Origin of the sequence: Thiobacillus denitrificans DSM 12475 (genome assembly GCF_000376425.1) — a bacterium.
GTDB lineage: Bacteria > Pseudomonadota > Gammaproteobacteria > Burkholderiales > Thiobacillaceae > Thiobacillus > Thiobacillus denitrificans.
On the sequence record NZ_AQWL01000001.1, the window covers coordinates 126,655 to 152,383 of the forward strand.

24 protein-coding genes and 2 tRNA genes are annotated in these 25,729 nt (G+C 64.9%); 11 read left to right on the top strand and 15 right to left on the bottom strand.

Features of this window, described 5'->3' with window-relative positions; genetic code table 11:
• Positions 1-92: 92 nt before the first annotated feature.
• From yajC to queA, 3 genes are read right to left on the bottom strand one after another with little or no spacing between them, the layout of a single operon-like run.
• Positions 93-410 carry a preprotein translocase subunit YajC gene (yajC, locus tag B059_RS0100660; RefSeq protein WP_018076309.1) on the bottom strand — a complete coding sequence of 106 codons (318 nt, stop codon included), beginning with the start codon at positions 408-410 and terminating at the stop codon, positions 93-95.
• Between the two features lie 47 nt (positions 411-457).
• Complete coding sequence (gene tgt / locus B059_RS0100665; RefSeq protein WP_018076310.1) at positions 458-1,561, bottom strand: tRNA guanosine(34) transglycosylase Tgt; 1,104 nt, start codon at positions 1,559-1,561, stop codon at positions 458-460.
• On the bottom strand, positions 1,558-2,598 hold the full coding sequence (gene queA, locus B059_RS0100670) for a tRNA preQ1(34) S-adenosylmethionine ribosyltransferase-isomerase QueA (protein ID WP_018076311.1): 1,041 nt from the start codon (positions 2,596-2,598) through the stop codon (positions 1,558-1,560). Before queA ends, tgt begins: the two co-directional genes overlap by 4 nt.
• A gap of 94 nt (positions 2,599-2,692) precedes the next feature.
• Between queA and B059_RS0100675 the strand changes: the two genes are divergently transcribed.
• The 11 genes from B059_RS0100675 (at position 2,693) to B059_RS0100720 (ending at position 16,992) form a co-directional block, all read left to right on the top strand.
• Positions 2,693-2,779: transfer RNA gene (locus B059_RS0100675), tRNA-Leu, on the top strand.
• 189 nt (positions 2,780-2,968) lie between these two features.
• Positions 2,969-3,029 (top strand) — tRNA-OTHER (locus B059_RS20670).
• A gap of 271 nt (positions 3,030-3,300) precedes the next feature.
• A complete protein-coding gene (gene pgi / locus B059_RS0100680) occupies positions 3,301-4,998 on the top strand; it encodes a glucose-6-phosphate isomerase (protein ID WP_026177206.1) in 1,698 nt (565 codons plus the stop codon).
• A complete protein-coding gene (glk, locus tag B059_RS0100685; protein ID WP_245538694.1) occupies positions 4,985-5,974 on the top strand; it encodes a glucokinase in 990 nt (329 codons plus the stop codon). The genes pgi and glk overlap by 14 nt, the downstream gene beginning before the upstream one ends.
• Positions 5,975-6,028: 54 nt before the next feature.
• Entirely contained in the window at positions 6,029-7,348 is a 1,320-nt protein-coding gene (gene glgC / locus B059_RS0100690) for a glucose-1-phosphate adenylyltransferase (RefSeq protein WP_018076314.1), read from the top strand.
• Positions 7,341-9,062, top strand: a complete 1,722-nt coding sequence (locus tag B059_RS0100695) for a glycoside hydrolase family 57 protein (RefSeq protein WP_018076315.1) — start codon at positions 7,341-7,343, stop codon at positions 9,060-9,062. The genes glgC and B059_RS0100695 overlap by 8 nt, the downstream gene beginning before the upstream one ends.
• Positions 9,062-10,414, top strand: coding sequence for a 4-alpha-glucanotransferase (malQ, locus tag B059_RS0100700; RefSeq protein ID WP_018076316.1), 1,353 nt, complete (start codon positions 9,062-9,064; stop codon positions 10,412-10,414). Before B059_RS0100695 ends, malQ begins: the two co-directional genes overlap by 1 nt.
• Positions 10,411-12,621 (top strand): 1,4-alpha-glucan branching protein GlgB, encoded by a 2,211-nt coding sequence (gene glgB, locus B059_RS0100705; RefSeq protein WP_018076317.1) that lies wholly within the window; start codon positions 10,411-10,413, stop codon positions 12,619-12,621. The genes malQ and glgB overlap by 4 nt, the downstream gene beginning before the upstream one ends.
• Positions 12,622-12,657: 36 nt before the next feature.
• A complete protein-coding gene (gene glgA, locus B059_RS0100710; protein WP_245538695.1) occupies positions 12,658-14,130 on the top strand; it encodes a glycogen synthase GlgA in 1,473 nt (490 codons plus the stop codon).
• A 16-nt stretch (positions 14,131-14,146) separates the two neighbouring features.
• On the top strand, positions 14,147-16,621 hold the full coding sequence (locus tag B059_RS0100715) for a glycogen/starch/alpha-glucan phosphorylase (RefSeq protein ID WP_018076319.1): 2,475 nt from the start codon (positions 14,147-14,149) through the stop codon (positions 16,619-16,621).
• A 26-nt stretch (positions 16,622-16,647) separates the two neighbouring features.
• Entirely contained in the window at positions 16,648-16,992 is a 345-nt protein-coding gene (locus B059_RS0100720) for a cupin domain-containing protein (RefSeq protein ID WP_018076320.1), read from the top strand.
• A gap of 105 nt (positions 16,993-17,097) precedes the next feature.
• Here the strand turns inward: B059_RS0100720 and panD are convergent, their stop codons facing one another.
• The 12 genes from panD to ccoS all read right to left on the bottom strand — a co-directional run bounded on the left by panD (position 17,098) and on the right by ccoS (position 25,728).
• Positions 17,098-17,478 carry an aspartate 1-decarboxylase gene (gene panD / locus B059_RS0100725; RefSeq protein ID WP_018076321.1) on the bottom strand — a complete coding sequence of 127 codons (381 nt, stop codon included), beginning with the start codon at positions 17,476-17,478 and terminating at the stop codon, positions 17,098-17,100.
• A 40-nt stretch (positions 17,479-17,518) separates the two neighbouring features.
• Complete coding sequence (gene panC, locus B059_RS0100730) at positions 17,519-18,364, bottom strand: pantoate--beta-alanine ligase (RefSeq protein ID WP_018076322.1); 846 nt, start codon at positions 18,362-18,364, stop codon at positions 17,519-17,521.
• A complete protein-coding gene (gene panB, locus B059_RS0100735; RefSeq protein ID WP_018076323.1) occupies positions 18,364-19,152 on the bottom strand; it encodes a 3-methyl-2-oxobutanoate hydroxymethyltransferase in 789 nt (262 codons plus the stop codon). Before panB ends, panC begins: the two co-directional genes overlap by 1 nt.
• A gap of 1 nt (position 19,153) precedes the next feature.
• Entirely contained in the window at positions 19,154-19,795 is a 642-nt protein-coding gene (locus B059_RS0100740; protein WP_018076324.1) for a deoxynucleoside kinase, read from the bottom strand.
• Complete coding sequence (gene folK, locus B059_RS0100745; RefSeq protein WP_018076325.1) at positions 19,792-20,298, bottom strand: 2-amino-4-hydroxy-6-hydroxymethyldihydropteridine diphosphokinase; 507 nt, start codon at positions 20,296-20,298, stop codon at positions 19,792-19,794. Before folK ends, B059_RS0100740 begins: the two co-directional genes overlap by 4 nt.
• The gene (gene pcnB, locus B059_RS0100750; protein ID WP_018076326.1) at positions 20,295-21,644 is read right to left on the bottom strand and encodes a polynucleotide adenylyltransferase PcnB; all 1,350 of its coding nucleotides are present in this window, start codon (positions 21,642-21,644) and stop codon (positions 20,295-20,297) included. Before pcnB ends, folK begins: the two co-directional genes overlap by 4 nt.
• 42 nt (positions 21,645-21,686) lie before the next feature.
• The gene (locus B059_RS0100755) at positions 21,687-22,424 is read right to left on the bottom strand and encodes an ABC transporter ATP-binding protein (RefSeq protein WP_018076327.1); all 738 of its coding nucleotides are present in this window, start codon (positions 22,422-22,424) and stop codon (positions 21,687-21,689) included.
• On the bottom strand, positions 22,421-23,212 hold the full coding sequence (locus B059_RS0100760) for a FecCD family ABC transporter permease (protein ID WP_018076328.1): 792 nt from the start codon (positions 23,210-23,212) through the stop codon (positions 22,421-22,423). Before B059_RS0100760 ends, B059_RS0100755 begins: the two co-directional genes overlap by 4 nt.
• Positions 23,213-23,343: 131 nt before the next feature.
• A complete protein-coding gene (locus B059_RS0100765) occupies positions 23,344-23,988 on the bottom strand; it encodes a peptidylprolyl isomerase (protein WP_018076329.1) in 645 nt (214 codons plus the stop codon).
• A gap of 34 nt (positions 23,989-24,022) precedes the next feature.
• Entirely contained in the window at positions 24,023-24,877 is an 855-nt protein-coding gene (locus tag B059_RS0100770; protein ID WP_026177208.1) for an amidohydrolase family protein, read from the bottom strand.
• Positions 24,861-25,499 (bottom strand): DsbA family protein, encoded by a 639-nt coding sequence (locus B059_RS0100775; RefSeq protein ID WP_245538696.1) that lies wholly within the window; start codon positions 25,497-25,499, stop codon positions 24,861-24,863. The genes B059_RS0100770 and B059_RS0100775 overlap by 17 nt, the downstream gene beginning before the upstream one ends.
• Positions 25,500-25,551: 52 nt before the next feature.
• Positions 25,552-25,728 carry a cbb3-type cytochrome oxidase assembly protein CcoS gene (gene ccoS, locus B059_RS0100780; protein ID WP_018076332.1) on the bottom strand — a complete coding sequence of 59 codons (177 nt, stop codon included), beginning with the start codon at positions 25,726-25,728 and terminating at the stop codon, positions 25,552-25,554.
• Position 25,729: the final 1 nt, after the last annotated feature.

Consider the following 25,729-nt stretch of genomic DNA (forward strand, 5'->3'; position numbering starts at 1 on the left):
GGGCTAGGAGCTAGGGGTAGGGACCGGGGCGCGTGCTGGAAAATGTGCGGCACAGCCGTTCTTCCCCGTTCCCAGCCCCTGGATCATGATCCCTAAATGCCTTTGATCGTGCCCTTGGGCAGCAGCGTCTGCACCGACTGCTTTTGCACGTGGGTAATCACGCCGTCGGCGATTTCCAGCGACACGTATTGATCGCCGATTTTTGCGACTTTTCCGACCTGGCCGCTGCTGGTAACGATTTCGTCGCCCTTGGCCAGTTCCGTCAGCATTTTCTTCTGCTCCTTGGCGCGTTTCATCTGCGGGCGGATGAGCATGAACCAGAACAGGATGAAAATGATGATCAGCGGCAGGAAATCGGTGATGCCGGGCGTGGCCGATGCGGCAGTTTGCGCGTGGGCAAGTGAAATCATAGGTGAAGCTCCAAATTAAGGGCGGTTTGCTGAAAAACCCGGGGATTCTACCATCCGCGTGTTTGCATCTCGTGAAACTGCGCCGTGAAGTCGGCAAAGCGCCCGGCCTCGATGGCAGCGCGCATCCCGGCCATCAGCCGGTGGTAGTAATGCAGGTTGTGGATCGTGGCCAGCCGCGCGCCGAGGATTTCCCCGGCGCGGATCAGATGGTGCACGTAGGCGCGGCTGAAATGGGTGCAGGTGTGGCAGTCGCACTCGTCGTCGATCGGCGCGGTGTCGGTTTTCCAGCGTGCGTTGCGGATGCGCATTTCGCCGCGCCGGGTGAACAGGATGCCGTGGCGCGCATTGCGGGTCGGCAGCACGCAGTCGAACTGGTCGATCCCCTGGCCGACCGCGAACACCAGATCCGATGGCGTGCCGACGCCCATCAGGTAGCGCGGCTTGCCGGCCGGCAGCTGCGGCGCGGTGTGGGCGAGGATGCGCGCCATGTCGTTCTTGGGTTCGCCGACCGAGAGCCCGCCGATGGCGTAGCCGTCGAAGTCCATGCCGATCAGTTCGCGTGCCGACTCGTCGCGCAAATCCTCGTACATGCCGCCCTGCACGATGCCATACAGCGCGTTGGGATTGCCGGCGTGCGCCGCTTTCGAGCGCGCCGCCCAGCGCAGCGAGAGCCGCATCGAGTCGGCGGCCTCGCGCTCGGTGGCGGGATAGGGCGTGCATTCGTCGAAAATCATCACGATGTCGGAGTTCAGCGTGCGCTGGATCTGCATCGAGATTTCCGGGGTGAGAAACAGCTTGTCGCCGTTGATCGGCGAGGCGAATTTCACTCCCTCCTCGGTGATCTTCCTCAGCTTGCCCAGGCTGAACACCTGGAACCCGCCCGAATCGGTGAGGATCGGCTTGTCCCAGCCCATGAAGCGGTGCAGCCCGCCGAAGCGTTCGATCACCTCCAGGCCGGGGCGCAGCCACAGGTGGAAGGTGTTGGAGAGCACCATTTCGAAGCCGGTTTCGATAAGCTCGGCCGGCGCCATCGCTTTCACCGTGCCGTAGGTGCCCACCGGCATGAAGACGGGCGTCTGCACCGTGCCGTGCGCGAGGTGGAGCTGGCCGCGGCGCGCGCCGCCGTCGGTGGCGAGGAGGTCGAATTTCATGCGAGAGGATGTTTTTCCAGGCTGTTCTTTTCCAAAAACATCGCGTCGCCGTAGCTGAAGAAGCGGTAGCGCTCCCTGACGGCATGGGCGTAGGCCGTGCGGATGGTGTCGACGCCGGCAAACGCGGAGACCAGCATCAGCAGCGTGGATTTGGGAAGATGAAAGTTGGTGATGAGCGCGTCGACCACCCGGAAGCGATAACCCGGGGTGATGAAGATGTCGGTCTCGCTGGAGCCGGCGTGCAGCTTGCCCGCTTGTGCTGCGGCTTCCAGCGCGCGCAGGCTGGTGGTGCCCACCGCCACCACGCGGCCGCCACGGGCACGCGTTTCGGCAATCGCCGCCACCGCCGCGTCCGGGATCGTGTAACGCTCGCTATGCATCCTGTGGTCGGCAATGGCGTCCACCCGCACCGGCTGGAAGGTGCCGGCGCCCACGTGCAGCGTCACCTGCGCCGTGTGGATGCCCTGCGTGCGCAAGGCATCCAGCATGGCAGCATCGAAATGCAGTCCGGCGGTGGGGGCCGCCACCGCGCCGGGTGCGTTCGCGTATACGGTCTGGTAGCGCGCCTCGTCGTCGGCTGTCGGCGCATGCTCGATGTAGGGCGGCAGCGGCAACTGGCCGAGCTGGTCCAGCACCTCCAGCACCGGGCGTGGAAAGCGCAGCCGGGTCAGATCGTCCTGCCGCGCCAGCACCGCCACCGCCACATCGTCGACGAGATGAATCCGCGTCCCCGGCCTGGGCGCATGGCTGGCACGGATGAAGGCCAGCGCATCGCATTCATCCAGCACCCGTTCCACCAGCAGCTCGACCTTGCCGCCGGAATCCTTGTGGCCAAACAAGCGTGCCTTGATCACACGCGTATCGTTCATCACCAGCAGGTCGTTTGGGCGCAGCAGGGTGGGTAGATCGGCAAATTCGCGGTCATGCAGCGTGCCGGATGTCTCGATGTGCAGCAGCCGGCTGCCGCCACGCAGCGCGGACGGGAATTGCGCGATCAGTTCGTCGGGCAGATCGAAATCGAAATCGGCAACATGCATGGGGCGCGATTATAGCCGTCGCCTTGCGGGGGGGCGCCCGATTCGGCGATAATCCCCGGCTTCTGTCGCCGGCCGCGTTCGCGTCCGGCTCCTTGCCGGGATGGCGGAATCGGTAGACGCAGCGGATTCAAAATCCGCCGCTGGTAACAGTGTGGGGGTTCGAGTCCCCCTCCCGGCACCAGTTTGAATTCAATGGCTTAGCCCGGAACTGCCATACCCATAATGCACCTTCCCTCGAATTTTTTTAATGCACCTTCCCTCGAATTTTTTGCTGCGGTTTGAGTGGAAAACTCCGCTAAACCACGGGATCAAACGGTAAGCCATCTTACTGATTTTATTGCTGTATTCATCGCCAGTCCGCATGGAATATGGGGTTTCAAGTGGATTCAAAATCCGCCGCTGCTGTGGGGGTTCGAGTCCCCTCCTCGCCAAATCAATTTTTTCCCGCTGAATCCAAGCGCCGCCGTCTTGTTTGGAGCTGGCCTTGCCCGCCTGTTCTTCTGCACTATTCAGGTGCATTCCTCCCGCCATATCGGGCGGGTAGTCCCAGCTGGGTGCAGTCTTGATGCGGTTTCACGGATTCGTCATCGGCGTCTCACGGATTTTTCCTATAGTTCCAACACGTGTCGGACGTAGCCTCCGGTGCTAGGGCACAGGCATTGCTTGATGAGCGTTGGAAGTCGCGCAGACAGAAGGGGCAGCATGTCTTCAGCAATTCAGATGTTGCGGAACGAGGCGGGCGAGCCGGGTGTATTGCACCGGCCTGTGTATCGCGTGTTGCAGGCGCATCACGCGCAGATGGCAACGGTACATATGCGCGATCTGTTTGCGGCCGATCCGGCGCGCTTCGAGCGGTTTTCGCTGCGAGTAGGCGGGTTGCTGCTGGACTATTCGAAGAATCGCATTACTGGCGACACCATGAGCTTGCTGGTACGGCTGGCCGAGGAGGCGGATGTGGCGGGCTGGCGCGAGCGCATGTTCACAGGCGAGAAAATCAACAACACGGAAAACCGTGCGGTGCTGCATGTGGCGCTGCGTAACCGCAGCAAGCAGCCGATGCGTGTCGACGGCGAGGATGTGATGCCCAAGGTGAGCGCGGTGATCGGGCGCATGGCGACGTTTGCCGAACAGGTTCGCAGTGGCGAGTGGCGCGGCTATACCGGCAAGCGTATCACCGACGTGGTGAATATCGGTATCGGCGGCTCGGATCTGGGGCCGCAGATGGTGTGTCAGGCATTGAAGCCATACCACCATCCACAGCTGAAGGCGCACTTCATTTCCAACGTCGATGGCGCGCATGTGCAGGAAATACTGGAAGCGCTGAATCCGGAGACGGCGCTGTTCATCGTGTCGTCGAAAACCTTTGCCACGCAGGAAACGATGACCAACGCGCACCATGCGCGCGAGTGGTTCCTGGCACGTGCACTGGCGACCCGGCATGTCGCGCGGCATTTTGTGGCGGCTTCCACCAACCGCCACGCGGTGGCGGCGTTCGGCATCGACCCGGCCCACATGTTCGAATTCTGGGACTGGGTGGGCGGACGCTATTCGCTTTGGTCTGCGATCGGGCTGTCGATCGTGCTGGCGGTGGGCGCGGAACGTTTCGTCGAACTGCTGGAAGGCGCGCACGAGATGGACGGGCATTTTCGCCATGCGCCGCTGGAGCAGAACATGCCGGTGATCCTGGCGCTGCTGGGCGTCTGGTACAACAACCTTTTCGGTGCCGAGTCGCATGCGATCCTGCCGTATGACCATTACCTGAGCAGCCTGCCGGCGTACCTGCAGCAGGCCGACATGGAAAGCAACGGCAAGTCGGTGAGCCGCGACGGCAAGGTGGTGGACTATTCCACCGGGGCCATCGTCTGGGGTGCCAGCGGCATCAACGGACAGCATGCGTTCTATCAATTGCTGCATCAGGGAAGCAGGATGATCCCGGCCGATTTCATCGTCTCGGTCGAGCCGCACACCGAACTGCAGGCGCACCACGATATTCTCTTCGCCCATTTTCTGGCGCAGACCGAAGCGCTGATGCGCGGCCGCACGCGCGGGGAGACCTTGCTTGAAATGGGCTCGCCTGAAGGCGATTCGGCGCAAACCGGCCAGTTCGTCCAGCACAAGGTGTTCGACGGCAACCATCCGAGCAATGCGCTGCTGCTGCAAAAGCTGACCCCGCACGCGCTCGGCATGCTGATCGCCCTGTACGAGCACAAGATTTTCGTACAGGGCGTGATCTGGAACCTGAATTCCTACGACCAGTGGGGAGTGGAACTCGGCAAGCAGCTTGCCAGCCGCATCCTGCCCGAACTGCAGGCCGCTGCGCCGGTGACCGGGCACGACGCCTCGACCAGTGCGCTCATTAATCACTACCGCCGCATGCGCCAGCCGCATGCTGGCTTATAGTTCGAGTATGGAGTTGATCGCGGGCGATATCGGGGGGACCAAAAGCTGGCTGGCCTGGGTGACCGGCGATGCGGAGGGTGTGTCGCGCCCGCGTTTCGAAAAGGTGTATGCCAGCGCCGATTTCGCTTCGGCGGATGCGCTGTTGCGCCAGTTCATGGCCGAGGCGCAGTCGCCCGTCCCACCGAACGTCCTGCTGCTGGCGCTGCCCGGGCCGTTGCAGGCACAACGCGTCAAGCTCACCAATCTGGACTGGACACTCGATGCGGCCGGCATGGCGGCCTCGCTGGGTATTGCCGACGTGCGCTTCGTCAACGATTTTCAGGCGGCGGCGGCGGGCGTGGCGACGCTGACCGCATCCGACGTGATCGCGCTCAACCCCCGGCCGGCCGACCCCGCTGGCGTGCGTGCCATTATCGGCGCCGGCACCGGCATGGGGCTGGCCTTCATGGTGGCCGATTCCAGCGGGCGCTACCGGAGCTTCGCCAGCGAAGGCGGGCATACCGACTTCGCGCCGGGCAATGCGCTGCAGCTGCGGCTGCTCGAATATTTGCGCGCCGAATATGGCCATGTGTCATGGGAGCGCGCCGTGTCGGGCTCGGCGATGAACGACCTGTACCGCTTCTGCTGTACCGAGCAAGGCCTCGCGCAGCCCGGCGAACCTGTGGACGGCGCCATGCTCGTTGCGCGCGCCGGGTCGGGCGATGGCGTCGCCGCGGCCGCGCTCGATCTGTTCGTCGCGCTGTATGGGGCGTGGACCGGCAATGTGGCGCTGTTGTATCAGCCGCGCGGCGGGCTGTATATCGCCGGTGGCGTGTCCCGGCACCTGCAGACACACCTGCAGTCGCCGCGTTTCATGGCCGCGGCCGTCGACAAGGGAAGGATGCGCGGGGTGGTCGAGCGCACGCCGGTTTTTTTGATTGTCCAGCCGCGGCTGGGAGTGCAGGGTGCGATTGCAATGGCGTTTGCGCCGCCCTGAGCCCGATTCAACGATTCACTACTTGATCTCATAGGGCAGCAACAAGGAACGGATATGACGATTTCAAAAGACGAGCAGGAACGGCTCTATCGCTATTACACCGAGCCGAAGACGGTGACCGGTCTCACGCACAGGACGCTGGCGCTGGTGCTGGCGGGCGGCGAGGGCTCGCGGCTGAAGCATCTGACCGCCTGGCGCGCCAAGCCCGCAGTACCGATCGGAGGCAAGTACCGCATCATCGATTTTCCGCTGTCGAACTGCGTCAATTCGGGCATCCGCCGCATCGGCGTGCTGACGCAGTACAAATCGCATTCGCTGATTCGCCACCTGCAACGCGCCTGGGGCTTCATGCGTGCCGAGATCGGCGAGTTCGTTGAAATCCTGCCGGCGCAGCAGCGCACCGACAAGAAGGAGTGGTACCAAGGCACCGCCGATGCGCTGTTCCAGAACATCGATATCGTGCAGCGCCACCATCCCGAGTACGTGCTGGTGCTGGGCGGCGATCATGTCTACACCATGGATTACTCCGATATGCTGCTGTACCACGTGCAGACCGGTGCCGACTTCACCGTCGGCAGCATCGAGGTGCCGGTGGCCGAGGCAAGTTCGTTCGGCGTGATGTCGGTCGACGAAAACATGTACATCACCCATTTCACCGAGAAGCCCAAGAACCCCGACTGCATTCCCGGCAAGCCCGGCATTGCGCTGGTCTCGACGGGCATCTACATCTTCTCCAAGGATTTCCTCTACAAGACGCTGGTCGAGGACGCCGGCAACCCCCGCTCCTCGCACGATTTCGGCAAGGACATCATCCCGGCCAGCATCGCATCCGCGCGCGGGGTCGCGTTTCCTTTCCGCAATAAAGACGATCAGCCCGCCTACTGGCGTGATGTCGGCACGCTGCATTCCTACTGGAAAACCAACATGGAGCTGTGCTCGATCGAACCCGAACTCAATCTGTATGACCGCGACTGGCCGATCTGGACCTACCAGCCGCAATTTCCACCCGCCAAGTTCATTTTCGACGACGAAGGCCGACGCGGCGAGGCGATCGACTCGCTGATCGCGGGCGGTTGCATCCTGTCGGGTGCGCGGGTCAAACGTTCGGTGCTGTTCTTTGCCACCACGGTGGAAAACTGCAGCCTGATCAAGGACAGCGTGGTCCTGCCCAAGGTCAGCATCGGCAGGAATTGCCGCATCACCCGCGCCATCATCGACAAGGGCACGGTCATTCCCGACGGCACGGTGATCGGCGAAGACCGGGTCGAGGATGCCAAACGCTTTCATGTGACGGATGAAGGCATTGTGCTGGTGACCCCCGCCATGCTTGGGCAGAACCTGTACGCCAGGTGGCAGGATGAATTCGATGGCTGAATCGATCAATGTCGTGTTGTGCTGGCACATGCACCAGCCGTATTACCGCGAAGGCCTCAAGGGCGCATATCGCCTGCCCTGGGTATACCTGCACGGCATCAAGGATTACAGCGACATGGCCGCGCATCTGGAGCGCTATCCGCGGATGCGCGCAGTGGTCAACTTTGCGCCGGTGCTACTGGAGCAACTCGACGATTACGCACGGCAGCTCGATGCGCTGTTGCAGTACGGCAAGCCCACCCACGACCCGCTGCTGAACCTGCTTGCGGGCATCGAACCGATTCCGGCAGATGCAGCTCGCCGTCTCCGTATCGTGCAGGATTGCCGGCGCTGTCATGCGCCGCGCATGATCCATCCGTATCCCGCATTCCATTCACTGCTGCGCATGGTCGGTGTCACCGACGAAACCGGAGCCAACAACGCAGAGCAGCAGCTGCACCTGACGTATCTGTCCGAGCAATATTTTCTCGATTTGCTGACCTGGTATCACCTTGCCTGGCTGGGCCACTCGCTCAAACAATTGCCGCTGGCGCAGCGGCTGATGGCACAGGAAAAGAATTTTTCTGTCACCGATCGCCACGCGCTGCTGAACTTGATGCAGGGTTGCATGGCCGGGCTGATCCCGCGTTACCGCGCGCTTGCCGAGCGCGGCCAGATCGAATTGTCGATGTCGCCTTACGGTCACCCCATCGTGCCGCTGCTCAATGACTTTGCCAACCTGCGCGATGCCCTGCCCGATGCGCCCGTCCCGCAGGCGCCGGCCTATCCCGGCGGAGCCGAACGTGCACGCTGGCACCTGCAGCGGGGCGTGGCCGTGTTCGAACATTATTTCGGTCGTCGGCCGGCCGGCGTGTGGCTGTCCGAAGGCGGGGTGAGCGAGGATGCGCTGGCCCAGCTCGATGAAATGGGCTTTGCCTGGACCGCCTCGGGCGAGGGCGTATGGCGCAACAGCTGCGTCAAGTCGGGGCTTCCGGAAAGCGATATGCATACCAAGCGCGCGCTGTTCTCGCCTGCGCAGATCGACGGTTTCGCTACGCGGGTGTTTTTTCGCGACGATGGCCTGTCCGATCTGATCGGCTTCAAGTATGGCGACTGGCATGCCGACGATGCGGTGGGCGACTTCGTCCAGCATCTGGAAAACATCGCCCATTTTTTCGGCGAGGACGCGAGCCGGCATGTGGTCTCGGTCATTCTCGACGGCGAGAATGCCTGGGAGTACTACCCCGACAACGGCCACCATTTTCTCGATGCGCTCTACTCGACGCTGTCGAGCCACCCCAGGCTCAATGTCGACACTTTTTCCGGGCAGGTCACGCAAGCCGCCGTCACGTCGCTGAAGCGGCTGGCGGCAGGCAGCTGGGTATACGGCAGCTTCTCGACCTGGATCGGTTCGGAAGACAAGAATCGCGGCTGGGATCTGCTGGCGATGGCGAAGCACGATTATGACCGTGTCGCCAAAGGCGGCGGTTTGTCCGCCATGCAACTGCAGCAGGCGACGCAACAACTGGCGGTATGCGAGGGCTCAGACTGGTTCTGGTGGTTCGGCGACTACAACCCGGCCAGCAGCGTGAGCGATTTCGAGCAGCTGTACCGGGACCAGGTGCGCGAACTGTATCGGCTGATCGGCGTGGCGCCGCCGATCCAGCTCGACGTGCCGCTGTCGCATGGCCGCGGCAACGCCGAGAATGCCGGTACCATGCGCAGGAATACCTGATGCGATTCGACACGCGGCGCGCCGGCCTGCTGCTGCATCCGACCTCGCTGCCATCGATTACGCTGGCCGATGTCGAACGCTGGCTGGATTTTCTGCAGGCAGCGGGGATCGGCGTGTGGCAGATGTTGCCGCTGGGCCTGCCGCTGGGCGGGCTGTCGCCTTACCAGTGTGCCTCGGCATTCGCGGTCGACCCCGCCCTGTTTCCCGCTGCACCGGCCGATATGCACGGTTTTATGGACTGGCGCAGCCGGCAGGCGCATTGGCTGGTGGATTTTGCGCGCTTCATGGTCATCAAGGCGGATCAGGGCGACACCCCCTGGACCGACTGGCCGCTTGCGCTGCGCGACCGCGATGCGCAGACGCTGGCCGCGCTCGATGTCAGCCACGCCGACAAGCTGAACGCGGTGATGGTCGAGCAGTATCGCGCAGCTTTTCACGGACAGCACATCCGTGCACAAGCAGCGGCGCGCGGCATCCAGATGTTCGGCGACATGCCGATTTTCGTCGCTCACGACAGCGCCGACGTGTGGGCGCAGCGCGACCTGTTCCTGCTGGACGACGCGGGCCACCCTGTGATGGTGACGGGTGTGCCGCCGGATTATTTCTCCGCGACCGGACAGCGCTGGGGCAATCCGCACTACAACTGGGCGGCGATGCAGGCCGACGGCTTCGCCTGGTGGCGCGCGCGGCTGCGCGCTCACTTCGAGTGGTTCGACCTGCTGCGCATCGACCATTTCCGCGGCCTGGTTGCGGCCTGGGAGATCCCGGCGGACGAGCCCACCGCAGTCCACGGCGAATGGGTGGCGGTGCCCGGAGCGGAACTGTTGCAGGCGATCGCCGACGAGATGGGAACGCTGCCTCTGGTGGCCGAAGATCTCGGCGTCATCACGCCAGATGTCACCGTGCTGCGCCACCGGTTTGGCCTGCCCGGCATGGCTGTGTTGCAATTCGCGTTTGACGGCCATGCCGACAATCCGCACAAGCCGGAAAACGTGCATCCCGACACCGTGTATTACACCGGCACCCACGACAACGACACCACGCTGGGCTGGTGGCGCACGCTACCCGACGAAGCACGCCAGCAGGTGATGCGGCAACTGGACGTCAGCGACCCCGATGCGGTGCTGGCGGCGATGATCGCCGCGGTGCTGGAAAGCTGCGCCGCGCTGGCGGTGCTGCCGCTGCAGGACGTACTGCAGCTCGGCAGCGAAGCACGCATGAACACGCCCGGCACCGACAGCGGCAACTGGACCTGGCGGTTCACATGGGATGCGCTGACCCCGGAGCTGGCATCCCGCTTGCTGCGACAATTACAGAAAACCCACCGATGCGAGATCCAGCCCCGTCCATGAACCTCTCTCGAACAAGCCCGCCAGATGCCAGTCTGCCTGCAGTCAGCGCGCCCATCATGCGTGTGCAGAGCGGCACGCACCACGATCCTTTCGAGGTGCTGGGGATACACCCGCAGCCGGGCGGCGGCACGCTGATCCGCGCTTTCATGCCCGCCGCGGAGGCGGTCGAGGTGGCCGGCGGCCGCATGTCGCGGGTGCCCGGCACCGACTGTTTCGAGCGCCAGCTGCCACCCGGCGCCGCGGTCGAGCCGCATCCGTTGCTGCGCTGGCAGGACAAGGGGGCGGGCAATTGGCATACCACGCAATGCCCTTACAGCTTCGGACCGCAGCTGGGCGAGATGGACCTGCACCTGCTGGGCGAGGGGCGCCATTTCGAAGCCTGGAAAGTGCTCGGTGCGCGTCGGAAAACCGTCGATGGCGTCGAAGGTTGCCTGTTCGCCGTGTGGGCGCCGGCGGTGCAACGGGTTAGCGTGATCGGTGATTTCAACGACTGGGATGGCCGCCGCCACCCGATGCGCTGTCGCGGCACGTCGGGCATATGGGAATTGTTCATCCCCGGTCTGGGGGCTGGCCACGCCTACAAATACGAAATTCTCGGTAGCCGCGGCCAACTGGTGAAGAAAACCGACCCCTATGCGCGACAGATGTTCATGCGCCCGGAAACCACCAGCTGCGTGCCGGATGACGAAGCCTATGCCTGGGAAGACGGCGCGTGGATCGAGGCACGCGCGCATTTCGACTGGCAGCACCAGCCGATCAGCATCTACGAGCTGCACCCCGGCTCCTGGCGGCGCCACGATGACGGCAGCTATTACGGCTGGGGCGAACTCGCCGCCGAACTGATTCCCTACGTGCAGGACCTCGGCTATACCCATATCGAACTGATGCCGGTGGCCGAGTATCCGCTCGACGCTTCGTGGGGCTACCAGGTGTCGGGCTATTACGCGCCGACGGCGCGCTTCGGTTCGCCGGACGATTTCCGCGCCTTCGTCGATGCCTGCCATCAGGCAAGTATCGGCGTACTGCTCGACTGGGTGCCGGCGCATTTTCCCAAGGATGACTGGGCGCTGGCACGGTTTACCGGCGAGCCCGTGTACGAACATGCCGATCCGCGTCGCGGCGAGCACCAGGACTGGGGCACGCTGATTTTCGATTTCGGCCGCAACGAAGTGCGCAATTTTCTGGTCGCCAACGCGCTGTACTGGCTGGATGAGTTTCACATTGACGGCCTGCGCGTCGACGCGGTGGCATCGATGCTGTATCTGGATTATTCGCGCAAACCCGGCGAATGGCTGCCGAACCAGTATGGCGGGCGCGAAAACATCGAGGCCATCCATTTTCTGCGCGAGATGAATGCCGAGGTGCATGGCCGCTTCCCCGGCGTGCTCACCATCGCCGAGGAATCGACTGCCTGGCCCGCCGTCTCGCGCCCGGCCGAACTCGGCGGCCTGGGCTTCTCGATGAAGTGGAACATGGGCTGGATGAACGACAGCCTCGAATACATCGAGAAGGAACCCATCTACCGCAAGTACCAGCACAACCAGCTGACCTTCAGCCAGATGTATGCGTGGACCGAAAACTTCGTGCTGCCGCTGTCGCACGACGAAGTGGTGCACATGAAGAAAAGTCTGCTTGACAAGATGCCGGGCGACGCCTGGCAGCGCTTCGCCAACCTGCGGGTATTCTATGCATGGCACTATGCGCATCCGGGCAAGAAGCTCTTGTTCATGGGCGGAGAATTCGGCCAGTGGAACGAGTGGAAGGAGTCGGGGCAGCTCGACTGGGCACTCCTTGCGTTCCCCGCGCACGACAGCATCCGCGCGTTGCTGCGCGACCTCAATCGCCTCTATCGCAGCGAGGCGGCGCTGCATGAGTTCGACTTCGACCCGCGCGGATTTCGCTGGATCGACTGCCACGACGCCGACCAGTCGGTGCTGAGCCTGGTACGTCAGGGACGGGAGCCGGGCGCGCAGCTGGTGGCGCTGTTCAACTTCACGCCGGTGCCGCGCCGCGCTTACCGCATCGGCGTGCCGACGGCTTCTGCCTGGTGCGAGGTGCTGAACACCGATTCGGCCTATTACGGCGGCACCAATCTCGGCAACGGCCAGCCGCTGCATCCCCAGGATCTGCCGTGGATGGGCTTCGAGCAGTCCATGGAGGTGACGATCCCGCCGCTCGGCGCACTGTTCCTCAAACCCTGCGGTTGATTCGATGTGACCAATCAGTAACGATGGAAAAGAATAATGAAACGCGGAGCAATGAAAATCCTGTTTGCGGCCAGCGAAGCCTATCCGCTGGTGAAAACCGGCGGGCTGGGCGATGTGCTCTACAGCCTGCCGCATGCCTTGCATGATCGCGGCGCCGACATCCGCCTGGTACTGCCGGGCTATCGCGCGCTGTTGCGCCAGCTCGACCCGATGCGCATCCTCGGCTGGCTCGACGTGCGCGGCGCCGAGGGCATGGTCAGCGCGCGCATCCTGGAAACGCGCCATCCCGATTTTGCCTTTCCATTGTGGGTGATCGACTGCCCGCCGCTGTTCGACCGCGAAGGCAATCCCTATGTCGATGCCAGCGGCCAGGACTGGCCTGACAATGCCGAGCGCTTTGCGGTGTTTGCGCGGGTGGCGGCACTGCTGGCCCAGGATGCGCTGAATCTGGGCTGGCAGCCTGCGGTGGTGCATATGCACGACTGGCAGACCGGCCTGGTGGCGGCGTTGCTGGCCGAGCAGCCGCGGCGGCCGAAAACCGTGTTCACCATTCACAACCTCGCTTACGGCGGCTATTTCCCGAGCAGCGATTTCGTACGCCTGCAGCTGCCCAGCCATTGGTGGTCGCCGGAGGGAGCGGAGTTCCACGGCGTCTTCTCCATGCTGAAGGCGGGCATCGTGTATGCCGATGCCGTCACCACGGTGAGTCCTACCTATGCGCAGGAAATCTGCACGCCCGAATTCGGTTACGGACTCGACGGCTTGCTGCTGTCGCGGCAATACAAATTGCATGGCATTCTCAACGGCATCGATACCCGGATCTGGAACCCGTCCACCGATCCGCACTTGCCCGCGCATTACTCGGTGAGCCGCATCCAGCCCGGCAAGCGACGCAACAAGCGGGCCCTGCTCGAACGGTTTTTGCCACAGGCCGATGACGCCGCCCTGCAGGCGCCGCTGCTGGGGCTGGTAGGGCGGCTGGTCGAGCAGAAGGGCATCGACTGGGTACTCGCCGCGATACCGGTGCTGCTCGCCGAGACTGACGTGCGGCTGGTGCTGCTGGGCAGCGGCCAGGCAATGTACGAGCGTAAGCTCGCACGGCTGGCCAGGCAGCACCCGCAGCGGATCTTCATCGAGGTCGGTTACGACGAGCCGCTGGCGCACCGGATCGAGGCCGGGGCGGACCTGTTCCTGATGCCGTCGCGTTTCGAACCATGCGGTCTGAACCAGATGTACAGCCTGCGCTACGGCACGCCGCCGGTCGTCTTCAAGACCGGCGGGCTGGCCGATACCGTGGTCGATGCGACCGAGGCCGCCTTGCAGGATGGCAGCGCCACCGGTTTCGTGTTCGATGTCCCCGACGTGGCGGCCTTCCTGGACGCCCTCCGCCGAGCGCTCGATCTCTATCGCCAGCCCGCGCAGTGGCGACGGCTGCAGCAGGCCGGTATGCGCCAGTCGTTCGGCTGGTCGGAGAGCGCCGACCGCTACCTTGCCCTTTATTCGACATGATTTCAGGGGAATCCCCATGCCAGACGAGAAAACTGCCGCCTCCCGTGCCATCGTTCTGAAACCGCTGCCGAGAACTGGCGCAGCGCTCACACATGATGTCCAGCGTTATCAGCTCTACCACCTCGGACGCATGCGGGACTGTCCACCGCGATACACCTATAAGGCGCTGGCCTGGACGCTGCGCGACCACCTGATGTCGGACTGGATGAATACCTATGTCGCGCGCGACCAGCCGGGCAGGCGGCGCGGCTATTACCTGTCGCTGGAATTCCTGATCGGCCGCTCGCTGGCCAACCACGTGCTCAACCTGGGGCTCGACGAGGCCTCGCGCGAGGCACTGCACCGGTTCGGCCAGACACTGGAGGAGGTGGCCGAACAGGAAACCGACGCAGGCCTGGGCAACGGCGGCCTGGGGCGGCTGGCGGCGTGTTTCATGGACAGTTGCGCGACGCTCGACTTACCGGTGATGGGCTACGGGCTTCATTACCAGTACGGCATGTTCCACCAGCGCATCGAGAACGGCTATCAGGTCGAAGATCCCGACCACTGGCTGCGCGACGGCAATCCGTGGGAGGTCGAGCGCGCCGAGTTCACCTGCCGGGTGCCGTTCGGCGGTCGCACCGAGCACTATCACGACAAGGCCGGTATTCACCGCGCGCGCTGGGTGGATACCAGCGATGTGCTGGCGGTGCCTTATGACATGCCGATCTCGGGCTACCGCAACCATGCCGTGAACACGTTACGGCTGTGGAAATCGGTTTCCACCGACGTATTCAACCTCGAGGAATTCAATGCCGGCAGTTACTCCGAGGCGGTGCAGGCGGCGAACCAGGCCGAATACATCTCGATGGTGCTGTATCCCAACGACAGCAGCGAAAACGGCAAGGAGCTGCGTCTGCGCCAGCAGTATTTCCTGGTCTCGGCCAGCATGCAGGATGCGCTGCGGCAGTGGCGTGCGGCGGGCAACAGCGACCTGACGAAATTCGCCGAGCACAACGTGTTCCAGATGAACGATACCCACCCTTCCGTAGCCGTGGCCGAGTTGATGCGCCTGCTGCTCGACCAGGAAGGCATGCGGTGGGACGCGGCCTGGGCGATCACCACGCAGTGCATGGCCTACACCAACCATACGCTGCTGCCGGAGGCGCTGGAGCGCTGGCCAGTGGCACTGTTCGAGCGCCTGCTGCCGCGCCTGCTGGAGATCGTCTACGAAATCAATGCGCGCTTCCTGCGGGAAGTGTCGGTGGCATGGCCGGGCGACATCGACCGCCGCCGCCGCATGTCGATCATCGAAGAGGGGCCGGTGCGCCAGATCCGCATGGCCTGGCTTGCCATCGTCGGCAGCTTCTCGGTCAACGGCGTCGCTGCGCTGCACTCCCGTCTGCTGCGGGAAGGGCTGTTCCGCGATTTCGTCGACCTGTGGCCGGACAAGTTCAACAACAAGACCAACGGCGTCACCCCGCGCCGCTGGGTGGCGCACGCCAATCCTGGCCTGAGCGCGCTCATCAGCGAACAGATCGGTGAGGACTGGATCGCCGATCTGTCGCAACTGGAACGGCTGAAGCCGCTGGCGGAGGCGAGCCATGCCGCTTTCCACGCCGAATGGCGCGCGGTGAAGCGCGCCAACAAGGAACGCCTCGCCGAGATAATCAAGGCCCGGTGCGGGGTGGAGTTCAACCCGGACGCGCTGTTCGACGTGCAGGTCAAGCGCATCCACGAATACAAGCGGCAACTGCTCAACGTGCTGCACGTGATCCACCTGTACAACCGCATCAATCATGGACGACTCGATGGCTGGGCCGACCGCTGCGTGCTGATCGGCGGCAAGGCCGCGCCCGGCTACGCGATGGCCAAGCGCATCATCAAGCTCATCAACAGCGTGGCCGATGTGGTCAACAGCGACCCCGACGTCGACGGTCGCCTGAAGATGGTCTTCGCACCCAACTACCGGGTGAGTAGCATGGAGGTTATCGCGCCGGCGACCGACCTGTCGGAGCAGATTTCGACCGCGGGCAAGGAGGCCTCCGGCACCGGCAACATGAAATTCATGATGAATGGCGCCATCACCATCGGCACCTACGATGGCGCCAACATCGAGATTCTCGACGCGGTGGGCAAGGACAACTTCTTCCTGTTTGGCCTGCACGCCGAGAAAATCGAGGCGCTGCGTCCGCATTACCAGCCGCTGAGCTATGTGGAAAACGACCCCGATCTACGCGAGGTGATCGATCTGCTGAAATCGGGCCATTTCAATTTATACGAACCGGGCATCTTCGACATGATCCTCGACTCGTTGCTGAGTCCGCACGACCCCTGGATGGTGCTGGCGGATTTCCGCAGCTATGTCGATGCCCAGGAGCGGGTGGCGCAGGCCTGGCAGGACGAGGCCAGGTGGACGCGGATGAGCATTCTCAACACCGCGTCGAGCGGATTCTTCTCGACCGATCGCACCATGCAGGAATACAACGCCGGGATCTGGAAGCTCAAGTAGCATCGGCGGACATCCAGGAGAGCACGATGAGCAACGAACAGGTGGCACCGGAGACGCAAGGTGTGACGGTGAAGTTACTTGCAGCAGTTGACCTCGGCCCTGAGATCGAGGGCATGGCAGGGCGTCAACTTCGAATGCGCATGGTAACCATCGAGCCTGGAGGCGTCTTCGGTCCGATTCACGACCATAAAGACAGGCCCGGCACCGTCTACATACTGCAAGGAACGATCACGGACCATCGAAATGGCGTTGCTACGGACTATGGGCCGGGAGTGGGCTGGCCCGAGGACAGGAACACCACCCACTGGCTTGAGAACAGAGGAACGGTTCCGGCGGTGGAGATCTCGGTCGATATCGCCAGGCAAGCGTGAGCTCAGGCCCGAGCCCCCGCCTGCCGGAAAGGCAGGGGTGCTGAAGCTACGGGGAAAAGCAAAAAGGCCGGGGAAACCCGGCCTTTTTGCTTTAGGGCTGCGGTCTCACGCCGCCTGCACCGGAATCGCCTGGCGGGTGTCCATGATGCGGTTGTCCGCGTCGACATACACCAGTTCCGGCGCGTAGCGCGCCAGTTCCAGTTCGTTGTAGCTGGCGTAGGTGGCGATGATCACGAGGTCGCCCGGATTGGCCTTGTGCGCAGCGGCGCCGTTCACCGAGATGATGCCGGAATCGCGCGCCGCACGGATGGCGTAGGTGGTGAAGCGCTCGCCGTTGGTGACGTTGTAGATCTGGATCTGCTCGTATTCGTGGATGTTGGCCGTGTCCAGCAGGGTCTCGTCGATCGCGCACGAGCCTTCGTAATGCAGCTCGGAATGCGTGACGGTAGCCCGGTGCAGCTTGGACTTGAGCATCGTTCTTTGCATGACGGTGCCCTCAATAAGAAAGGGCTTACATTATAAAACTTCAGAGTGGATTACCCAAGGCAATCTCGATGTTGTCGATCAGCCGGGTTTTACCCAGTCGGGCCGCGCCGAGCGCCACCGCGTGGCGGCTGGCGGCATCGACTGGCCGCAGGCTGGCGGCGTCGCGCAGCGCGATGTAATCGACATTCCAGCCGGCCATTTCCAGTCTCCGGGCGGCCGTGGTGGCAAGCGCATCGAAATCGTGCGCGCCAGCGTGGAGCCGGGCAGCGAGGTCCGCCAGGGCTCCATGCAGTGCGGCGGCCTGCTGCCGTTCCGCCGTGCCCAGATACGCGTTGCGTGAACTCATCGCCAGGCCGTCGGCTTCGCGCAGCGTGTCGCCTGCCAGGACTTCGATCGGCAGGTTGAACTGCCGTACCAGTTCGCGGATGACCAGGAGTTGCTGGAAATCCTTCTTGCCGAATACCGCCACGCGCGGCTGTGCCAGGTTGAACAGTTTCAGCACCACGGTCGCGACGCCGTTGAAATGGCCGGGGCGGAACGCGCCGCAGAGATCGTTCGCCAGGCTGTCGGCTACCTGCACGGTGAAAGTCTGCGGTACCGGGTACATCTCGACGACATCGGGCGCGAACACCATATCGCAGCCGGCGGCGGCAAGCTTCTCGCAGTCGGCGGCAAGCGTGCGCGGGTAGCGTTCGAAGTCCTCACCGGCGCCGAACTGCAGCGGGTTGACGAAAATGCTCGCGACCACCGGGCTACCGTGCCGTTTCGCCAGTTCGACCAGCGAGACGTGGCCGGCATGCAGGTTGCCCATGGTCGGCACCAGCGCAGTGCGGGTCTCTCCGGCGAGCGCAGTGCGCAGTGCAGCGGCGGTATGGATGAGCTGCATCAGAACACGTGTTCCGACGCAGGAAAGCTGCCGTCCTTCACCGCGGCGACATAGGCGCGCACGGCCGCCTCGATGCCATCGGCGCCGACCATGAAATTCTTCGAGAATTTCGGCGCACGCGGATACAGGCCCAGCATGTCGTACAGCACCAGCACCTGGCCGGAACAGTCGCCGCCTGCGCCGATGCCAATAGTGGGGATCGTCAGCGCCTCGGTGACCATTTTCGCCAGCGCGGCGGGCACCATTTCCAGCACGATCAGCCCGGCGCCGGCGGCTTCCAGCGCGCGCGCGTCGGCGATCAGCTGGGCCGCGGCGGCGTCCTCGCGCCCCTGTACCCGGTAGCCGCCGATCTGGTTGACCGACTGCGGCAGCAGGCCGAGGTGCGCGCACACCGGAATGCCGCGCCGGGTGAGGAAGGCGACGGTGTCGACCATCACCGCGCCGCCTTCGAGCTTGACCATGTGCGCGCCCGCCGCCATCAGCCGTGCACTTGCTGAAAATGCGCGTTCGGGCGATGGCTGGTAGCTGCCGAACGGCAGGTCGGCGACGATGAAGGCGCGTCCGGTACCGGCGGCGACGCAGCGCGTGTGGTAGGTCATCTCGGCGAGTTTCACCGGCAGCGTCGAGGTGTGGCCCTGTACCACCATGCCGAGCGAGTCGCCGACCAGCAGCACCTCGACGCCGGCGGCGTCGAGCACGCGCGCGAAGCTGGCGTCGTAGCAGGTGAGCACGGCGATCTTTTCGCCCTTGCTGCGCATGGCCTTGAGCGTGGACAGGGTGAGGCTCATGTCAGGCCGCCCGGCTGAAAAATTCGCGCGGGCCGCGCATCTTGCTCATGCGTTCCAGCAGCAACTCGAAATCGGCTTCGCTTTCCGCGAAATTGAGGTTGCTGGTATTGACGATGAGCAGCGGCGCGTCCTCGTAGCGATGGAAAAATTCACTGTAGCTGTTGGCCAGGCGCTGCAGGTAGCCCGCATCCATGCTGCGCTCGAAATCCAGGCCGCGGCGCTTGACGCGTTCCTTCAGCGCCTCGATCGGTGCCTGCAGGTAGATCACCAGGTCGGGCGTCGGCGCCTGCGGCGCAAGATCGGCGTAGACCTTCTGGTACAGCTCGAATTCGTCGTCGTCCAGGTTCAGGCGCGCGAACAGCATGTCCTTGTCGATCAGGAAATCCGACACCGTGCCGGCGTGGAACAGGTCGCCCTGCGCCAGATCGCGCAGCTGACGCGCGCGATCGAACAGGAAATGCAGCTGCGTCGGCAGCGCGTAGCGCTTCGGCTCTTGGTAGAAGCGCGGCAGGAAGGGATTGTCGCCGGCGTTTTCCAGCAGGATGTCGGCGCCCAGGTGCTCGGCCAGCTTGCGGGTGAGGCTGGTCTTGCCGGCGCCGATCGGGCCTTCGACCACGACGTAGCGGTAACGGGACAGCGTCATGCGTTGACCGTGGCAGTGGGAGGGGGAAGGATGGTTACATTCTGGCCCGCGCAGCCGGCGAGCCAGTCGACGGCCCGGCCGCGACCGGGGATCGTCGTGTCGGGCGCGATTTCCAGCAGCGGCAGCAACACGAAGGCCCGCTCGTGCATGCGCGGATGCGGCAGCGACAGGCCTGCTTCGTGGAAGTGGGCGCCGTCGTACAGCAGCAGGTCGAGATCGAGCGTGCGCGGGGCGTTGCGGAAACCGCGTTCGCGGCCGTGGCGGTGCTCGAGGTCGAGCAGCGCGGCGAGCAGTGCACGCGGCGCAAGGCCCGTCTCGACCTGCGCCACCGCGTTGATGAAATCGGGCTGGTCGACGTAGCCCACCGGGGCCGAGGCGTACAGGCTGGAACGCGCGACGAGGCGCGTGGCGGGCAGGCGGTCGAGCTCGGCCAGCGCGTATTCGACCTGTGCGGCCGGGTCGTTGAGATTGGCGCCGAGGCCAATGGTCGCCGTCACATTCATGCGGACTGCGTCTCGGCGCCGGATTCGCCCGGCTTCCTGCGTTTGCGGCGGCGGCGCGGTTTGGGCGAGCTGTCGGCCAGCAGCATGGCGGCGCGTTCGTCCTCGCCGGCTTCCTGGAAGCGCGTCCACCATTCGCCGAGTTCGGCAGCGACCTCGCCGGATTCGGCGCGCAGCAGCAGGAAGTCGTAGGCGGCGCGGAAGCGCGGGTGCTCCAGCAGGCGATACGGACGCTGGCCGCCGCGCTGCTCGAAACGCGGCTGCAGCGCCCAGACTTCCTTCATCATGCCGTCGTAGCGGCGCGGGATGGCGAGCTGGCCGCGCTGCGCATCGAGCACTTCGTCCATCGCCAGGAACAGGGCAGGCTGCGGTTTCTCGCCGGCCGCTTCGAGCGCACGCCAGCGCTGCAATACCTGCGGCCACAACAGGGTACCGAACAGAAATGCAGGTGAGGCCGGCTTGTCCTGCGCGATGCGTGCGTCGGTGGTTTTCAGTGCGGCGGTGATGAAGCGCTCCCCGGTGGGGTCGTCCAGTATCGTATCGAGCAGCGGCAGCATGCCGTGGTGCAGGCCTTCGGCGCGCAGCTGGTGGACGCCGCGCAGGGCATGGCCCGACATCAGGAGCTTCAGCGCCTCGTCGAAGATGCGCGCGCGCGGGATGTTGGCCAGCAGCGGCGCCAGCGTGGCGACCGGCCGGCGCGTCGCTTCGTCGATGTGGAAATCGAGCTTGGCGGCAAAGCGCGCGGCGCGCAGCATGCGTACCGGGTCTTCGCGGAAGCGCGTCTCGGGATCGCCGATCATGCGCAGCACATGCTTCTTGCAGTCGGCGACGCCGCCGAAGTAGTCGTGCACTTCCTCGCGCGCCGGGTCGTAATACAGCGCGTTGATGGTGAAGTCGCGGCGTGCCGCGTCATCCGCCATGTTGCCGAACACATTGTCGGACAGCAGGCGGCCGTGCTCGTCGGTCGGCCGCTCGTCTTCCTCCTCGGCTTCCTTCTGGCCGTTGGCGCGGAAGGTGGTGACCTCGATGGTGACGCGCCCGCACATCACGTGCACGATCTGGAAGCGCCGGCCGATGATGCGCGAGCGGCGGAACAGCCGCCGCACCTCTTCCGGCGTGGCGTCGGTGGCGACGTCGAAATCCTTCGGCGTTTTGCCCAGCAGCAGGTCGCGCACCGCGCCACCCACCAGATAGCCTTTGAAGCCGGCCTGCGCCAGGGTTTCGCAGGTTTTCAGCGCGCAGTCGTCGATCTGCTCGCGGCGGATGCCGTGTCGGGGTTGCGGCAGGATCTGCGCGCCGGAGGCACGCGATTTGCGGCCGAATACTTTGCTGATGATGCGACGAATCATTGGAGTGCGCGGAGCAGGGGGGCGAATGAAGCAGATGGGCGATTATACAGGCTGGACCGGTCGGTTCTGCAGCCGCCACAGCGTCGCGGAGCCAAGGCCATACAGGGCTTCCAGCGCGTCCGGTGTGAGCAGTTCGGCGGGCCTGCCCCGTTGCCAGCGGCCATCACCGTACAGGAACAGCAGGTGGTCGCAGTGACTGGCGGCCCAGTTCGGGTCGTGCAGCGTCAGCGCAATCGCATGCCCGGCCTCGGCTTCGCTACGCGCCCACGCCAGCAGCCGCGCCTGGTGCGCCGGGTCGAGGTGGGTCAGCGGCTCGTCGAGCAGGGCGATGCGCGGCGCCTGCACCGCCAGCTGCGCCAGCCGCGCGCGCTGGTGCTCGCCGCCGGACAGGGTGCCGAGCGGGCGCCGGGCGAGATCGGTGAGCTCCCAGGTCGCCAGCTGCGGCACCAGGTCGCCGGGCGCATGGCCGAAGGGATAGCGCCCGAGCGTGACGAAGTCGGCCACACTGCCGAAGAAGCCGCCCTCGTCGCCCTGCGGCAGCAGGCCGATGTGCTGCGCGCGGGTCAGCGGCGGCAGGTCCGCAACCGGCTGGCCGTCGAGCGTGACGCGGCCGGATGCGGGCCGAGCGAGACCCGCCAGCACCATTAGCAGCGTCGACTTGCCGGCACCGTTGGCGCCGAGGATGCCGAGCACTTCGCCTGGTTCGAGCGCGAGGTCGAGGGCGTTGACCAGCGTGCGGGTGCCGGCTTGCAGGCTGAGCTGATGGGCGACGAGGCTCATGGTTTGCGCAACAGCCACAACATCATCGGCACCCCAAGCAAGGCAGTCAGCACGCCAACCGGCAGTTCGCGCGGTTCGATCACGGTGCGCGCCAGCGCGTCGGCGAGCACCAGCAGGCTGCCGCCGGCGAGCGCGCAGGCAGGTAGCAGGACGCGGTGGCCGGCGTAGCCGAGTTTCCTCAAGGCGTGCGGCACCATCAGGCCGACGAAGCCGATGCTGCCGGCCTGCGCCACCACCAGCGCGGTACAGGCGCCGGCCAGGGTGAACAGCATCCAGCGCGTGGGCGCGACGGCCACGCCCAGGGAAGCGGCTTTCAGCGGCGACAGCTGCAGCACGTCGAGCCGCCGCGACAGTCCCAGCGCGGCGGCTACTGCCAGCAGCAGCGCGCTCCACAGCATCAAGGCGTTGCTGGTCCACGCCAGGTCGCCCATCAGGAAGAACAGCATGCCCGGCAGACGCTCGGCCGGCGCCACGGAAAGCACCAGCGCGATCAGCGCGCCGAAGCCCGCCGCCAGCATGACGCCAGCGAGCAGGAGCGGGGTGTGGTCGCGCGCCAGCAGCCGTCCGCCGAGCGCGGCGGCGAGCGCCAGCGCCAGCAGGCTGCCGGCGAATGCCAGCGCCGACACCCACGGCCATGCCAGTCCGGCCGCCATGCCGAGCAGCGCGAGCAGGCCGGCGCCGCCGGAGACGCCGAGCAGATAGGGCTCGGCCAGTGGATTGCGGAACAGCGTCTGCATCAGCGCGCCCGCCAGCGCCAGCAGGCCGCCGCAGGCGAAGGCCGCCGCCACGCGCGGGGCGCGCAGCTCGACGAGGATCTGCTGCGCCAGTTCGCGGTCGGCCGGCAGCGCGCCGGCCAGCAGGCCGAGCGCAATGGCGAACGGCGCGGCCAGCGCGAGCGGCAGCAGTCGGGTGACGGGGCTCAGGGCCGGGGCGCCTCGGCCAGCACGCTGACGCGCTGCATCACGACCGGTTCGAGCGGCACGTCGTCGTGCGGCCCGCGACTGCCGCGCGGCACCGCGACGATGGCGTCGACCACCGCCATGCCGTCGACCACCTGGCCGAACACCGTATAGCCCCAGCCGGCGACGCTCTGGCCGCGGTGGTTGAGGAGCGCGTTGTCCACCACGTTGATGAAGAACTGCGAGGTCGCCGAATGCGGGTCGCCGGTGCGCGCCATCGCCAGCGTGCCGCGCAGGTTCTTCAGGCCATTGTCGGCTTCGTTGCGGATGGGTTTGCCGTTGGGCTTTTCCGCCATGTCCGGCGTCATGCCGCCGCCCTGGATCATGAAGCCGGGGATCACGCGATGAAACACCAGGCCGTCGTAAAACCCGCTTTTCACGTAGTTGAGAAAATTCGCTGTCGACTGCGGTGCATTGCGGGGGAATAGTTCCAGCGTGATGTCGCCCTTGCTGGTTTCGATCAGCACGCGCGGGTTGGCCGGCTGGCCGGCAGCGGGGGCGGTGGAAACGGTCTGCGTGCCGGGTTCGCTGGCGCCGCAGCCGGTGACGCCAAACATCAGCGCGCCGAGCAGCAGCGTGGCATAAAACAGGGGGAAACGGGTCATCGGAAAAGCTCCAGAGTGGGAATGGGGGGGGATTTTACGGGCGAGCGGGGGATGCCAGGAAGGCGTCGAACAGCCGTGCCGCGTTGTCATGCAGCAGCCCGTTTTCCAGCGGTTGCGGCAGCGGCTCGATCCAGTTGCGGATTTGCGCCACGACGGCTGCGTAGTGCTGCCAGCGGTTCACGCTGAAGGTGTCCACCGCCGCCACGAAGCGGTCGGGATAGCGCTCGAACAGCGCGCGCCATTCCGGCAGCAACGTGCCGTCCGGCGCGATGCGTTCGTTGCGCACCGAGGTGTCGATCCAGAGCGTGGCGGGATAACGATCCAGCATTGCGGCCAGCAGCCCGGGCTGCGGCCGGGTGCCGAGATGCGCCCACAGCACCCGCACCTCGGGCGCGATGGCGAACGCGCGCTCGATCACTTCGGCGTCGCCGTGAAGCATCAGCACCAGCCTGCGCGCAGCCGCCAGCCGCACCAGTTGCTCGAACACCGGCTGCCGGGCGTCGCCGGCAAACAGATGCAGTTCGCCGATGCCCGCCCAGCTGCCGTGTTCCAGCTGCGCAGCGATCCGCGCCGGCAGGCCGGCGTCGTGCACCCAGCGGCCCTTGTCCAGGTCCGACGCATAGACGCCGAGCAGCGGAATGATGCGGCCGGGCGCATGCCGGTACAGGTGCTGTGCCAGCTGCGGCGGCGAACTCGTCACCACCAGCCGGCGTACTCCGGCGGCATCGAGTCTGGCCAGGATGGCGGCGGGGGAAAACGCGCTTGCAGCAGGAGCGGAGTAATGCGCGTGGGCGTCGATCATCGACGGCGGGCTGGCCGCGCTGGCGCATGCTGCCGCAACGACCAGTCCGCCAAGCGTCGCGAGCAACCGGTCAGTTCGACGCATCATCTGCAGCGAGACGGGCATCGATCGCCGCGCGCACGGTTTCAAGCGGCTGGCAGCCGTTGCTGATGGGGTGCAGCTGCGTGCCCTGTTGCAGGATCAGCGCGGGAAAGCCGCGCACGCCGGCCTGGCGCGCCTGCAGGAAGTGCGCCCGGGTTCTGGCGCGGGCGTCGTCGCTGTCGAACGCGCGCAGGAACGCCCGCGCGTCCACGCCGAGCGCCGCCGCCAGCCCGGCCAGCACGTCGGGCCGGGTAACGTCGCGCCCCCCGGCGTAGAACGCCGACTGGATTGCCTTGAACAGCGGGAAGATCAGCGCCGGGTCCAGTCCGCCCACCGCCACCACGGCGCGGCTGGCGGGTTCGGTGTCGTAGATGAAACCTTCCGGCAGCGCGTTCTCGAAGCGGAAATCTTGTCCGGTGCGGTCGTGCACCTGGTGCCAGTGATGCAGGATTTCTTCCCGGCCCGCCGCCGTCATCGGCGCGGTGGTTCCGGGCCGCAGGCCGCCGAGCACCAGGGCGATCTTCATGCGCTCGCGGTAGTCGTCGCGCACGCTTTCGATCACCGGAGAAAACCCCCAGCACCACGAACACATGGGGTCGGCGAAATACCAGAGAAAAGGAGGCTTCATGGGAGAGCCAGCTGCGAAATGAAAAAACGATTCACAGCATACGCGATGAGATTCAGACCGGGGTTGTTGGGTCGTTCGGTTTGGGCGGGGTGTCGTCGTCCATGATGACGCTGTGCGCCGGCCCTTCGAGGTCATCGAACTGGCCGTTTTTGGCCGCCCACAGCATGATCCAGGCGATGATGCCGACGATGACGAGACTCAAGGGGATGAGCAGGAGCAGGATGTCCATG